Origin of the sequence: Salegentibacter agarivorans (assembly GCF_900113135.1) — a bacterium.
Lineage (GTDB): Bacteria > Bacteroidota > Bacteroidia > Flavobacteriales > Flavobacteriaceae > Salegentibacter > Salegentibacter agarivorans.
In genome coordinates, this window is sequence record NZ_FOOH01000005.1 from 118,002 (window position 1) to 131,852 (window position 13,851).

Sequence of the window (13,851 nt, forward strand, 5' to 3'; positions counted from 1 at the left end):
TAAATTATTTAGACGATAATACTACTACAGAAAAAGGTGGGAGGCTAACTTCCAACTTGCCTTTTCTCAATTTAAAATCTTTAAATTCAGCAATATTTATTTTATTAGGATTATCAAAAGTATTGTGATCCTGGATTTTCCCTGATTTCAGGATTTCAGCTTCAATATTATTAACATCTAAACCTTCCAAATCTATTTCTACTTTATGCTCTGCACTGGCATCAATATTTACCAATGAAATATTGGTATTTCCGGTTTCATTTTTAGAAGCTGAAACAGAAATTGCAGGCAACGATTCTCCATTGTAGGTATATTCAGGAGAATCAAACTCAACGGGTAATAACTGCGCATCGTGGTGTACGGTGTACATTTTAAATACGTGGTAAGTTGGCGTAAGAATCATTTTTTCACCTTCGGTTAGCGCCACTGCCTGTAAAACATTTACAGTTTGCGCCAAATTGGCCATTTTAACCCTCCCACTATGATTATTAAAAATGTTTAAGGTTGTACCGGCAATCATAGCGTCTCTCATAGTATTTTGCTGATATAAAAATCCGGGATTAGTACCTTCTTCAACGTCGTACCAGCCGCCCCATTCATCTACTACAAGATCTATTTCATTTTTAGGGTCATGCTTCTCCATGACTTCTATATGCCCTTTAACAAACTCATCCATTTTAAGCGCTTCTTCCATACTTTTAAAATAGATCTCCTCGTCATAGCCTGTAGCTGGACCTTTATTTTCCCAATCTATTACTGCATAATGGTGAAGACCAACGGCTTCAATTAAAGATTTTGGAACTTCTTTCATTAAAACTTCTGTCCAGTGATAATCGTCTCCGGAAGCTCCGGCGGCAATTCTGTAAAGATTGTCTTTATTTTCTCCGGCGGTCATAAAGGTTGAATACTGCTTATATATATTCGCGTAATATTCAACGGTCATATTACCACCGCAACCCCACATTTCATTTCCAATACCCCAATATTTTACTTTCCAGGGTTCATCTCTTCCATTTTCTTTCCTCAGCTTAGCCATAGGACTTCCTTCTGGATGGTTTGTATACTGTACCCAGTCCATAAAATCCTGAACTGTTCCGCTTCCTACATTTGCCGAAATAAAAGGCTCTGCACCCAGTTCTTCACAAAGGTTTAAAAAATTATGAGTACCAAAGCTGTTATCTTCGGTTACGCCACCCCACCAGGAGTTTACCATAGTAGGTCTGTCTTCCTGGGGGCCAATACCATCTTTCCATTGGTAAGTATCAGCAAAACAACCTCCGGGCCATCTTAGGTTTGGTATTTGTATTTCCTTTAAAGCTTCAATTATATCTATTCTCACCCCATCTTTATTTGGGATAGCACTGGTATCTCCTACGTAAAATCCATCATAAATAGATCTGCCCAGATGTTCAGCAAAATGCCCATAAATATGCTTACTAATTTTAGGCGCATCTTCTGCCGTTTTGAATGAAATTTTTGTCTCCTGCCCCTGTACATTAAAAACGAAGCCGAGCATAAGAGCAAATAAAATTTTAACTTTCATATTATTATTGATTTACAGTGAATTAAATATCTTTAAACTCCTTAAGTGTTAATTATACATTTCCAAATATAAATAAAAGTAAATCTCAAAAACAATTTTTCTTTAACAAATTTTTAATTTTGTAAGTTCAGAAATTAAATTCAATATTAGCATGGCCGCGTTTCGGTTTTAAATTTCAGGAAAAAAATGGTTCAGAAATACCAATTAGAAGACAAAGTTCTTCTGGCAGTAGATTGTATAATATTTGGTTTTGATGAGGAAGATTTAAAAATTCTTCTTATTAAAAGAAATTTTGAACCCGAAAAAGGAAAATGGTCTTTGATGGGAGGTTTTCTTAAAAGACACGAAAACCTTAATATCGCTGCTAACCGTATCCTTTATCAACTAACCGGAATTGAACAAATTTACATGGAGCAGTTGTACGCTTTTAGTGAAGTAGACCGGGATCCTGCAGAAAGAACCATATCGGTAGCCTATTTTGCCCTTATTAATATTAAAGAGCATGACAAGGCTCTAATTGATAAATATTCGGCCAAATGGTTTAGCGTCACAGAACTTCCCGAGCTTATTTTTGACCATTCTGAAATGATTACCAAAGCTATAAAAAGGTTACGCTACAAAACTTCTAAAAAGCCAATTGGTTTTGAACTTCTACCCGAAAAATTTACGATGCGCCAGCTTCAAAAACTTTATGAATCTATACTTGGAGAAAAGCTGGATAAACGCAATTTTATCAATAAAATCAATGCTTTGGATATTTTAATTAAACTGGAAGAAAAAGATATGAATTCTTCCCGGAAGGGTTCTTTTTTATACCAGTTTGATGCCGAAAAATATCAGCAGAAAGTGGAAGAAGGTTTTTCTTTTAAACTATGATTTAGCAAATACTACCCAATATTTTTTTCTAAATATTTTCAATAAAAAATCCTTTTGAGAGTAGTTTTATCGAACTTAATGAATAATCAACCGTAAAATTGAAATTAAAACTTTTCTCCCAAAAGGATGAAAATAAGTATTTATTGGGGCGTAATTTTTATAAATCTCTAATAGATTGCTAATTTAAGAAAAAAATTATAACTTGTGGTCATACAAACCATAAGTTTTTTATGCTGCGCCAGTTTTAATGAAAAATTTCAATAATTAATTATTCTAAAAAAGTTCTACACCCTAAAAATTACGATGAGGTCTATATGAAAGCACCCAATTTTAAAGTAGCCTGTTTAAATAGATGCTATTTATTATTAACCATCCTTCTATTATCTCCACTCTTCAATTATGGGCAGGTAGGAAATCTATTTTCTACAGATGCAGAACTTTCCAGTAGTTTAATTAATCAAATCTTTCAGGATAGCAAAGGCTATATTTGGATTGCCACCGAAGATGGTTTAGACAGGTACGATGGGGCCAAATTTTCAATTTATAAACAAGAACGGGAAGATTCTACTTCAATCTTAAACAATTATGTAAAGTCCATATTTCAGGATAGTGAGGGTGTTTTATATTTCGGTTTTTTTAATGGTTTACAATATTTTGACCACGCTACTGAAGAATTCCATGAAATTCCTCTCTTAACGGAAGATAGTTCTGCCTATCCCGCGCACGTTACCACTATGCTTGAAAGAGAAAATGGAGAAATTTTAATAGGAACTTCTGGGCAGGGCATTTTAAAATTAAGCCAGGAGAATGGTAAACCTGTTGCTAGGAAGTTTCCCGAGATGGTTCCCACTTCGTTTCTTGAAAAAATTTTTGAAGATAGAAATGAAAATCTATGGGCCATAAGCCAGGATAAAGGGCTATTTAAAATAACGCGCGAAGGTAAAATCACCGAGTATTTTAATGAAAATGATTATGAAACTCAAATTTCCAGTATTACTCAAGATCAAAATGGGAATTTGTACGTGGGGAGTTTGAGTGCGGGCCTGTTTAAATATAACCGTGAAAAAGATAATTTTAAATTTATAGAAGACTCTAAAAATCTACCGGTAAAAACACTTTTTGTAAATAAAGAGAATGAAATTTTTGTGGGTACAGATGGGATGGGTTTAAAGATCTATGATCCTGTAAGAGAAAAAATGAGTGTGAACGATTTTAGCATTGCTAATTTCGATTTTAAGAAAACTAAAATTCACTCTATAATGCAGGATAAAGCCGATAATCTTTGGCTCGGTATTTATCAAAAAGGAGTTTTACTAATTCCAGATAAGGCCAATAATTTTAATTATATAGGCTATCAATCGGTAAAAAACAACATTATAGGTTCCAACAGCGTGGTATCTATATTTAAGGACAGGCAAAAGATTTTGTGGGTAGGTACCGATGGGGACGGATTATATGGTGTAACCGAAGATAAAAAACAGCGTTTTCATTTAGGTCAAAATGGGATACAGGGATCGGCGAGTATTATGAGCATTTTCCAGGATTCCGAAAATGAATTATGGATTGGCACGTACCTTAACGGTCTCGCAAAAGTAAATAGGGAAACGCAGGATTTAAAATATATTGAGCCTTTTAAAGACGACAAAAATAATACCGTAGAACGCGTCTATAATATTACTGAAGATAGCAAGAAAAATCTTTGGATTGGTACCCTGGGATACGGACTTTATTCTTATAATCTTGAAACCAAAGAAAGCACAAACCGTAATGTTATTGAAAATGGAGCCCCTTTTGACCAGTTATACAATAAATGGATTAACTGCTTACTCCTATCTAATACCAATAAGCTTTATATAGGTACTTATGATGGGCTTGCCACCCTGGATTTAGAGAAAAATAGCTACCTGAACCAAAAAGGTGAAAACCATATCTTAACCAATAAAATTGTTTACAGCCTATATGAAGATGAAGAAAATAATTTATGGATTGGAACTTCTGAAGGTTTATTTTACAAACCACATAACGATACTATTACCCAAAACTACACTATGGAGCAAGGCCTTCCCAGTGATGTAATAAGCGCGATAGAGGAAGACAGCAATAATAATTTGTGGATAAGTACCAATAATGGTATTTCAAAATTCGAACTTCAAACCAAAGAGTTTAAAAATTACTATTTCCGGGATGGGCTTCAGGGAAATGAATTCAATAAAAACGCGTCTTATGCTGAAGCTAATGGTCGCCTATATTTTGGAAGCACCAACGGTATCACTTTTTTTGATCCTTCAGAAATAACTTCAAAAGGAAGTGATGTAGATTTAAGAATTACAGGATTTTATCTTCAAGACGAACCGGTAAAAAAAGGAATGAAATCTGGTTCTTATTCCATAATAGAAAAAGCAATTACTGATGCTGATACTATTGAACTGGCTCATAACGATAACGATTTTAGTATTGAATTTTCTTCGTTTGCATTCAAAAACCAGCAGTGGATTACGTATTCTTATTCCCTTAATTCAGAAAACTGGATAAAATTAAGACCTGGGATGAATACCGTAACCTTTAATAACCTTGAACCTGGGACCTATAATTTTAAAGTAAGAGCTAAAGATTATGGAGAATACTCCAACGAGCAGGAACTTAGCATAATTATTCACCCGCCCTGGTATTTTTCAAGCTGGGCCAAATTAGGCTATTTATTACTGCTTATTGTTATTTCTTATGTTATAGTGCAGGAAATATTACAGCGACGTAAAACAAAGAATGAGTTACAGGAACATTTACGCGCAGAACAGATTAATGAAGCTAAGCTGCAATTTTTAACTAATATTTCTCACGATATAAAAACCCCAATTTCCTTAATTATAAATCCGTTAAAAAAACTTATAAAATCCGATACCGAAGAAGATCGCCAAAAGCTCTATAAAATTATGGAGCGAAATTCTGAGCGGATTTTGCATCTTTTAAACCAATTAATTAATGCCCGAAAATTTGACCAGGGAAAAATTGAATTGAAATTTCAAAAAACTGAAATAATAGGTTTTGTAAAATCTATAACTTCACTTTTTGACGACCAGATTGAAAGTCACGGAGTCAAATTCGAGATTAATCATCCAGATTCAGAAATAACAGCTTATATAGATCCAAATCATTTTGATAAGATAATTCAGAATTTAATTTCCAATGCTATAAAATTCACTCCCCAAAATGGAACTATTGAAGTGAATATAGGCACTCATGAAAAAAAGAACCAATTTTACATTAGCGTAAAAGATAACGGCGTTGGCATCAAGGAAAGTGAACTAAATAACGTCTTTAACCGTTTCTACCAGGTCTCTAATAATGAAAGCAGACAGTTTGAAGGTACAGGAATAGGCCTGCATTTAACCAAATCTATAGCCGAACTTCACCACGGCACCGTTAAAGTTGAAAATAATAAGAACCAGGAAGGTTGTAAGTTTATAATTAGCGCACCCTTGGGAAAAAGCCATTTAAAAAAAAGTATGATTGCTGAAGAAACTTCTGCCACTTCATATCCTAACAAAGAAACTCATGCCATACATATTATTCCTAATAGAGAGGAAGTAAAAAGTCCTTCAGAAAAGAATAAACCTACCGTTTTAATAGTTGATGATGATGATGAAATAAGAAATTATATCGCTATAGAATTACAAAACCATTACAACATTATAAAAAAAGAAAACGGAAAATTAGCTCTTCCCGAGGTGATTAAAAACGCTCCCGCTTTAATAATTAGTGATGTAGTAATGCCCGAAATGGACGGTATAACGCTTACGCGAAAAATCAAAAAAAATATTCATACCAATCATATCCCTGTAATTCTTTTAACGGGTAAAACCGATAAGGAAACTAACCTGGAAGGGCTGGAAATAGGTGCAGATGCTTATATCAACAAACCCTTTAATATAGATATCTTAAAAAAGACGGTAAAAAATCTCATTAAAAACAGAAATGTTTTAAAGAACACTTATTCCGGAAACCAATTACACGACGAGAAAATTAAGCATATAGATTTAAAATCTGGTGATGAAACCCTGGTTGAAAAATTTATGGAAGTTGTGAATAATAATATAAGCAATCCAAATTTAAATGTAGAAATGGTTGCTTCAGAATTAGGTATAAGTCGGGTTCATCTTTATCGTAAATTAAAACAGCTCACCAACCAATCGGCTGGAGAATTAATCACAAATATCAGGCTGAAAGAAGCTGCCAATTTACTGATTTCCAAAAATATTAATATAGCTGAAGTAGCCTACGCGGTTGGTTTTTCCAGCACGTCAAAATTTTCAACCAGGTTTAAAGATTTGTATGGAATGCCTCCAACAAATTACCGGCAAAAGCAAAAACACGCTTAATTAACTTTAAAAAAGAGTCAATAATTTAATCCTCAGCTTGAAATAACAACGGAGCGAGCTGGTGTAAGCTACGACGCCAGGTATGGAATTCGTGCGCTGTTCCCTCAGAAACGTATGAAACCGCATTAAAACCTTCCTTTTGCAATTCAGAAACTGCACTTTTTACGGCATCAGGTCTTTCCTTACTGCCGGTACTAATAAAAATTAATTCAGGCTTGGTTCTATCCTCGAGTTCCTTCGGTTCATAAATACCTCCACTAAACAGAGCGTAGTGAGAAAACACATCAGGCTTGTTTAGGGTTATAAGTTTTGTTTCAAAAGCTCCCATAGAAAGGCCAGCCATTGCACGGTTTTCCTTATTGGCTTTTGTTCTGTAATGAGTATCTATATAAGGAATTAATTCGTTTACCAACACCGTTTGAAAAGGCTTGATATCGAAGTCTTCTAAACCTCCAAATTCTATTTCGTTGGTCATGCCATAGGTCATCACTATGATAAAAGGTTTTGTTTTTCCTTCCGCCAGCAGGTTATCTATAATAAGGTTGGCACGCCCCTGATTGGGCCAGGAAGTCTCATTTTCGCCATACCCGTGTTGTAAATATAAAACCGGATAGTCTTTCTGTGGTTCCAAATCATACTCGGGTGGTGTATAAACAAAAGCTCGCCGCGAAGTATCGGTACTTTTTGACGGAAAAAGGATTTGTTCAACCTTACCGTGCGGAACATTTTTTAAAGCAAAGAATTCCTGATCTTGAGCCGGCACTTCAATACCGCTTCCCCAGCGATTTGCTCCATAAAAATATAGACTCCCGGGATCGGACACAGAAGCTCCATCTATGTTTAACTGATAATAGTGAAAACCTACATCCTGCGGTGCCGATTCACCTGTCCACACTCCTTCTTCATCTTTTTCCATATCGTATTTCACCCCGCCAATATCCAATTGAACCTTTTGGGCTTCAGGAGCAGATATTTGTGTGCGAACCTGTCCTTTCTCGTTAACCATAGGATATTCACTACCCGGCTGATTTACCGGGGAGGGTTTAAACTCTTCCTCATTGTTCCTCCCTTGACTCTGTGCAATTCCAGGGTGAAACAAATAGGCTAAGCTTAGAACGAGTATTAATTTATAGTGTTTCATAATAAGTATTTTAAATGTTAATAATTAGATTAGCCTATCCAGAAAAATCTTCTTATTTGAACAACAGCGGTGCAAAAGAATAAAGGTTGTGGCGCCACACTGGCCAGGTATGGCCGCCGGGATATTCACTATAATCATACTTTATTCCCATCTCATCAAATTTGGCCATCATCGCTTTATTATTGTTATAAGCTATATCTTCTTCATCACCCATAGCAATCCAGAAAGATTTAAGATTGTTATTAATTTTAGCCGCATTTTCTTTCATAAAAGCATATTCCGGCCTGGTAAGTTCTGGATTGTCTGTAAACCAGCCGGAGCTAAAAACTCCTAAATGAGAAAATAGATCGGTATTTCGAATACCAGCATATAAGGTTTGAAGGCCGCCCATGGAAAGCCCGGCCAAAGCCCGGTTTTCAGCCCCCGGTGCTACACGATAATTATTTTCTACAAATGGAATTACAGCCTGTTTCAGCTCCTGCTCAAAAGTTTGAAGTGATTGCTGAAAAGAATTACGGGATCCTAAATTTCCATCCATCATTACCACCAGCATAGGTTCAGCTTTGTTTTCGGCAATAAGGTTATCCAGAATCAAATCGGCACGTCCCTGGGTAGACCAGCCACGTTCGTCCTCACCTCCACCGTGCAGTAAATATAACACCGGGTAATCTTCATTTGAAGCGTCGTAACCCGGAGGAGCGTAAACATACATTCTGCGCCAGCTATTAGTTACTTCTGAAAAATAGCGTTTAATCCGTACATCCCCGTGCGGTACATCTTTTAGAGCATAAAATTCTCCCTCCCGGGATGGAATTTCAATTCCGCTTGCCATTCTACCCATTCCGTAAAAGGTTTCGCTGGCAGGATCGGCTACTGCTACATCGTCTATTACCAAAGAATAATAATGAAATCCCTGACCTATAGAATCAGTAGTAACCGTCCAGGCTCCGCTGGAATCTTTTTCCATATCGTATTTTTTCCCGAGATCAATTTGGACCTTCTTTGCTTCCGGAGCATTTATACGGAAGCTTACGCGATTGTCCGGCAAAATCTGCGGATAATCAGCAGAACGAATATTTGTTGAAGCAGGAGTTCCTAAAACCGTGTATTCTGAGAAAGATGATTCATCTACCGGTTTAAATAAAAATTGGCTAAACATATAAAGCCCGTTCTTCCAGACTTTAAAATCGTGCCCACCGGGCTCCAGATAATAGATGTGCGGCACTCCTTTCTGAAAGAGATAATTATGAGTACGCTGACTTACGTTAATAAGATCATCCTTATCCCCACAAGAAATAAAAAGTAGCTCAAGTTTTTCTTTGGCTTCCTGGGGATTTGGTAGCAGCACTTCAGGTTCTTTGGTGTTGGGTGCAGCTGAAAAAGCTCCCACCCAGGCAAATTTATCGAGATTGCCAAGACCAAAATTCAGGGATTGACCACCACCCATAGAAAGCCCCGCAATAGCTCTATTCTCACGATCTGTCAGCACCGGATAATTCTTTTCAATAAAAGGAATCAGGTCATTTAATAAATCACTTTCAAAACGGCTAAAAGCTTCAATTTTATCCGGCGCAAAGATATTCCCTTCGGCACGGTCGTTTTTCATCGCTCTTCCGTTAGGCATTACCACCAGCATCGATTGAAGCCTGTTTTCAGCATAAAGATTATCAAGAATTACCTGCGGATTAGCTCCTTTCAGCCATTCTTTTTCATCCCCACCAATACCGTGAAGCAAGTATAACACAGGATACTTCTTTTCTTTTGAAAAACCCGGTGGAGTATAAATTAATGCTTTTCGCGTATTTCCAACCGTTTTGGAAGCATAACTAATTGTGTCAATTTTCCCGGTGGCAATGCCTGTGCGTTCCTCATCAAAACCCTGAGGCATTTCTTTGGAAATCTCCTGCGCCGATGAAGAAAGTCCTAACATCAGGAGAAAAATTAATAGCGTACTGAATTTTTTCATAGTACAAATAGTTTAAATTGTTATCATTTACTTCAAAAGCGGAAGCATTTTTTCGGCATAACGCTCCCCCAATTCCCTATATCCTGCTGCTGAAAAATGTAAACCATCATCCACCGCTTCACAACCTTCAGAAGAAACGATGTGCGCGTTGGGAATTTTCTGTGGAAGCTTTGCAAGTATCTTATTCATACTGGCACATTTGCCGCCCTGTTCTTCTGAAACCATTTCTCCGGCTATTAGCGGAACTTCTTTAGCATTTAAATTCAGGTCTTTCAGTAAATTTTCATAAACGGCCTTCACTTTTTCGGGCCACTGCTCATCTCCGGTATTAGATTCTCCCTGGTGTAAAAGTATTCCTTTAATCACCCCCTTTTCCTGTGCTTTTTTCCCAAGATCTACTAAATGTCCATAAGGATTCCCGTTGTATTTGTTAATAGCCGGTAGCATCCAATGGGGAGCGTTGGCAACATATTCTTTATGATTCTCTTTATCGAAAAGTTCAATTTTACATCCTCCCACAGCAACATTAATCACCCCCACTTTTACATTTTCAGGGAGATTTTGAATCATAGTTCTTCCAAAATAATCGGTTGGTGTTAACCCGGTATCACACCTTGACAAAGGCGGAACCGCGGTATACCATTTTCCTGCTTCACGTCCCAGCTCCGGGCAATCTACACTTTGCAGTACCTGGAATCTTTCATTCCCAACGGTGTCCCGGGCTTCAAATTTGGCGTGCCCTTCCATATTGGACTGACCAAAACTTAAATACACGTGAAAATTGGAATCCTGTGCAGAACCAACCGTCCCGGTTAGTAAAAGTGCTATTAGAAAATATATTGCTTTCATATTTTAGTTTATTAATCAGATTAGTTTGCTTGGGGAGTTATGATTTGGTAATTACCACTTAATTGCATAAAGCTAAACAGGTAGAGCAGCCCATCAAAATAAGGATCAAAATAGCCATCTTCGTAAGGTTCTAATTTTGCGTCCCAAATTTCATCTACAAACTTCCAGCCTTTGGGATGAGTAGTCATTAAAGAAGCTGTAGCAGCAGTAGAAACAAGGCCAAGAGAATGCCTTAACTTCTGAAAACCTCCCGCAGGAAGTATCCAATCTGGAGTTGAGCCATCTATATTATATTGATCTACATAAGTTTCCAGCCCCTCACAGTACAGGAAATTTTGGAATCGGTGTGCATATTGTTGCTGCCATTCCCTGTCTTTAGCAAACCAGCTATAATCCATTGCAATATTAAAAGGCACACGCCAGGAATCATATCTAAATGCATCCCCCATTTTTCCTCGACTATGAGGTTCTCCGCTAAATTCAGCATAATCTGGAGTTAAACCGGTTTCGGGATGAGTGGCGCGATGAAGAAAAACCCTTGCTGTATCGGCAGTTGCCCTGTAAAATTCCTCCCGACCATCATTGGCATATTCTGCCCAAATCTCAAAGAAAGCCGGCACATGATAAGAAGGGTCCGTCCAGTCATATCCGCCATCGTGCGGAACAAAGGTTATTTGTTTATGTTCTTCATTGAGTACATTCCTAACGCCATTAGTACCATCTTTGCTCCACATAGCATCCAGAATTCTCCTGGCTTCGGCGTAATAATCTATCCCGGTGTCATTTCCCCAAAGATTAGAAGCGAAAAGCAGTGCAGTTACAAAGAATAATTCCCCATCTGAAGCCGATCCTTCGGCATTCTTTTTTCCCGTTTTTGGATCTACACTCCAGGCAAAATAAGCTTCACTGGGTCCTTCCTGGTGCTGCATATATTTCACCGTCCAGCGCCACAATTTGTCAAAAACTTCTTTTTTATCAAACTGAACCGCCACCATTAATCCGTAAGAAAGTCCTTCGGTACGCGCATCTTTATTTTTAAGATCAGATACATATGCCAGGGAATCTTCTACTTCAAAATACACCCTATTTGGGCCTTCAAAGACATCGTAAAAAGCCTTTTTCAGCTTTGCATCAATGGCGGCTTGAGAATAACCGGCTTCTAAAAATAGGTTTCTATATTCCCCGGTTTCCCAGGCTCCCTTAGTCCAGGGCTCCATTTTTCCACGAGGACCTTCTACTTCTTCATCACAATTTTGTGCAATTATATCTGCTGTAAAAAACAGCAGACAAAAAATGCACAATACAGGTATATAAAACTTTTTTATCATTTTTTCTCGTGTTTAAAATTTGAATTACGAAATTCCCTATTCCTCAGGAACCACATCGTTTGCCGAGGTTGCATATAAACCTATAAGAGTCCCGGTAAAACCACCGGCCACATTGGTAGATAATATATCGCCTGAAACAGTACCTCCTAAATTCTCAAAATCATCCCCGTTTAAAGCATAACTGAATTTATAATCATCTCCATCAGCCTCTATTCTAAGCTGAATTTCTCCTTTGAATTCTATTTCTTTAGTGGCTAAAATTTTAGAAGAACCTTTTTCTGTTCTTTCTAATACTAAATAATCCTTATTGCCCTTTTTGGTAATACCAAATACATAATTGAACTTTTCGCTTTGTAAAGCTGTAATTCCGGCTAAATCTTTTTCAGACTTAGGTTTATAATTCATGGTAGTTGTAAAGGAAAAATCTTTATGCTGCTGACGGTGAAAGAGCGTAGAAGTAGGTTTTACTTCCTTAATATTTACGTCAAAAGGATTTATCTTCACTCCATTTTTAGTTATCTCCATAAAATCTTCACGCGGACCTCTTAAACCTATCCAACGATAATCGAGTTTTTCTGAAGTAAAATCTTCGGTATAGGTAAAGTTACCATTAGGGAAATAATCTCCCTCGCCGGTCTTATTTTCTACACCTTCAGGCATTTCAAGTTTTGGCTCCATAGGAACCAAACCGTTTTCAAAAACCGGAAATTCACCAGACCAATCTACGGGTAGAATAAAAGTTTCCCTCCCGGTATTTACCCTGTCTTTTTCATTGGGGCGTATTCCTAAAAATACTCCGTAGTATTTATCATCTGGACCAACTACCAAATCGGCGTGTCCTACCCAGTCTACTTTATTCTCCCTGTCTTTTGGAAAATGGCGCTGCGTTAAGATAGGATTGCTTGGTGCAGGCTCGTAAGGCCCCATTGGCTTATCGCTTACAAAAATCACTTCGCTATGCCAACCACCGGTACCACCTTCAGCACACATTAAATAATACTGACCGTCTTTTTTATAAATATGCGGTGCTTCAATCCAGATTGGCTTTTTAGAAAGGTCTACCCCACCATCCACAATAATTTTATCAGTGCCTTCTATTACCTGGTCGTTTTCTACATCGTATTCCCAGATTTTAATCACGCGATGGCCCTGGTATAATTCTTCTCCTTCATTTGGTGCATCGTTATGAGTTACATAAGCCTTCCCGTCGTCATCAAAAAAGATTGCAGGATCTATTCCCGAAAAATCTAATTTAATAGGATCACTCCATCCCTCTTTAGGATCCTGGCTTTTAACTACTATATTCCCAAAACCGCCCGCAAATTGTGTGGTGATCATATAGAACGTATCGTTATTGGGATTGTAGCGAATATCTGGCGCAAAAATTCCCAGACTAATTTCGGTATTCTGCACTTTAAGTTGAGATTTGCGATCTAACACGTGACCAATTTGGGTCCAGTTCACCAAATCATTGGAATGAAAAATTGGCACCCCCGGAAACATCGCGAACGATGAAGAGACTAAATAATAATCGTCACCTTTGCGGGCAATAGCCGGATCTGGATACATTCCCTGTAAAATTGGATTGTAGAACTCATTAGAATCCAAAGGATTTTCATTATAGATATCGTCATCACCTTCGTATATCACGCTGGAAAATACCGGAATATTTTTTTGGGCATTACAACCGGTAAAAACAAATAAAGCCAAAAAGGCGGTGATTAAAACAACTTGATTTTTTTTCATTATTTACTTTTTAATTAATTCTTATC

8 protein-coding genes are annotated in these 13,851 nt (G+C 37.3%); 2 read left to right on the forward strand and 6 right to left on the reverse strand.

Annotation, left to right across the window (positions count from 1 at the left end):
* Positions 1 to 4: 4 nt before the first annotated feature.
* Positions 5 to 1,543 carry an alpha-N-arabinofuranosidase gene (locus BM084_RS05375; RefSeq protein ID WP_075325810.1) on the reverse strand — a complete coding sequence of 513 codons (1,539 nt, stop codon included), beginning with the start codon at positions 1,541 to 1,543 and terminating at the stop codon, positions 5 to 7.
* Positions 1,544 to 1,729: 186 nt separating this feature from the next.
* Here BM084_RS05375 and BM084_RS05380 point away from each other — a divergent pair, with 186 nt between their 5' ends.
* Both BM084_RS05380 and BM084_RS05385 read left to right on the forward strand, forming a co-directional pair.
* Positions 1,730 to 2,419, forward strand: a complete 690-nt coding sequence (locus tag BM084_RS05380; protein ID WP_075325809.1) for an NUDIX hydrolase — start codon at positions 1,730 to 1,732, stop codon at positions 2,417 to 2,419.
* Positions 2,420 to 2,733: 314 nt separating this feature from the next.
* On the forward strand, positions 2,734 to 6,795 hold the full coding sequence (locus BM084_RS05385) for a hybrid sensor histidine kinase/response regulator transcription factor (RefSeq protein WP_093303414.1): 4,062 nt from the start codon (positions 2,734 to 2,736) through the stop codon (positions 6,793 to 6,795).
* Positions 6,796 to 6,820: 25 nt separating this feature from the next.
* On the opposite strand, the gene BM084_RS05390 is transcribed toward BM084_RS05385, so the two are convergent.
* Genes BM084_RS05390 through BM084_RS05410 form a run of 5 tightly spaced genes read right to left on the reverse strand, consistent with a single transcriptional unit; the run spans position 6,821 to position 13,825 of the window.
* Positions 6,821 to 7,936, reverse strand: a complete 1,116-nt coding sequence (locus BM084_RS05390; protein ID WP_093303416.1) for an alpha/beta hydrolase-fold protein — start codon at positions 7,934 to 7,936, stop codon at positions 6,821 to 6,823.
* Between the two features lie 52 nt (positions 7,937 to 7,988).
* Positions 7,989 to 9,902 carry an alpha/beta hydrolase-fold protein gene (locus tag BM084_RS05395; protein WP_093303419.1) on the reverse strand — a complete coding sequence of 638 codons (1,914 nt, stop codon included), beginning with the start codon at positions 9,900 to 9,902 and terminating at the stop codon, positions 7,989 to 7,991.
* 27 nt (positions 9,903 to 9,929) lie between these two features.
* On the reverse strand, positions 9,930 to 10,751 hold the full coding sequence (locus tag BM084_RS05400; protein ID WP_093303422.1) for a sialate O-acetylesterase: 822 nt from the start codon (positions 10,749 to 10,751) through the stop codon (positions 9,930 to 9,932).
* A gap of 20 nt (positions 10,752 to 10,771) precedes the next feature.
* The gene (locus tag BM084_RS05405) at positions 10,772 to 12,079 is read right to left on the reverse strand and encodes a family 8 glycosyl hydrolase (protein ID WP_093303425.1); all 1,308 of its coding nucleotides are present in this window, start codon (positions 12,077 to 12,079) and stop codon (positions 10,772 to 10,774) included.
* A gap of 36 nt (positions 12,080 to 12,115) precedes the next feature.
* The gene (locus BM084_RS05410) at positions 12,116 to 13,825 is read right to left on the reverse strand and encodes a glycoside hydrolase family 43 protein (protein ID WP_093303427.1); all 1,710 of its coding nucleotides are present in this window, start codon (positions 13,823 to 13,825) and stop codon (positions 12,116 to 12,118) included.
* Positions 13,826 to 13,851: the final 26 nt, after the last annotated feature.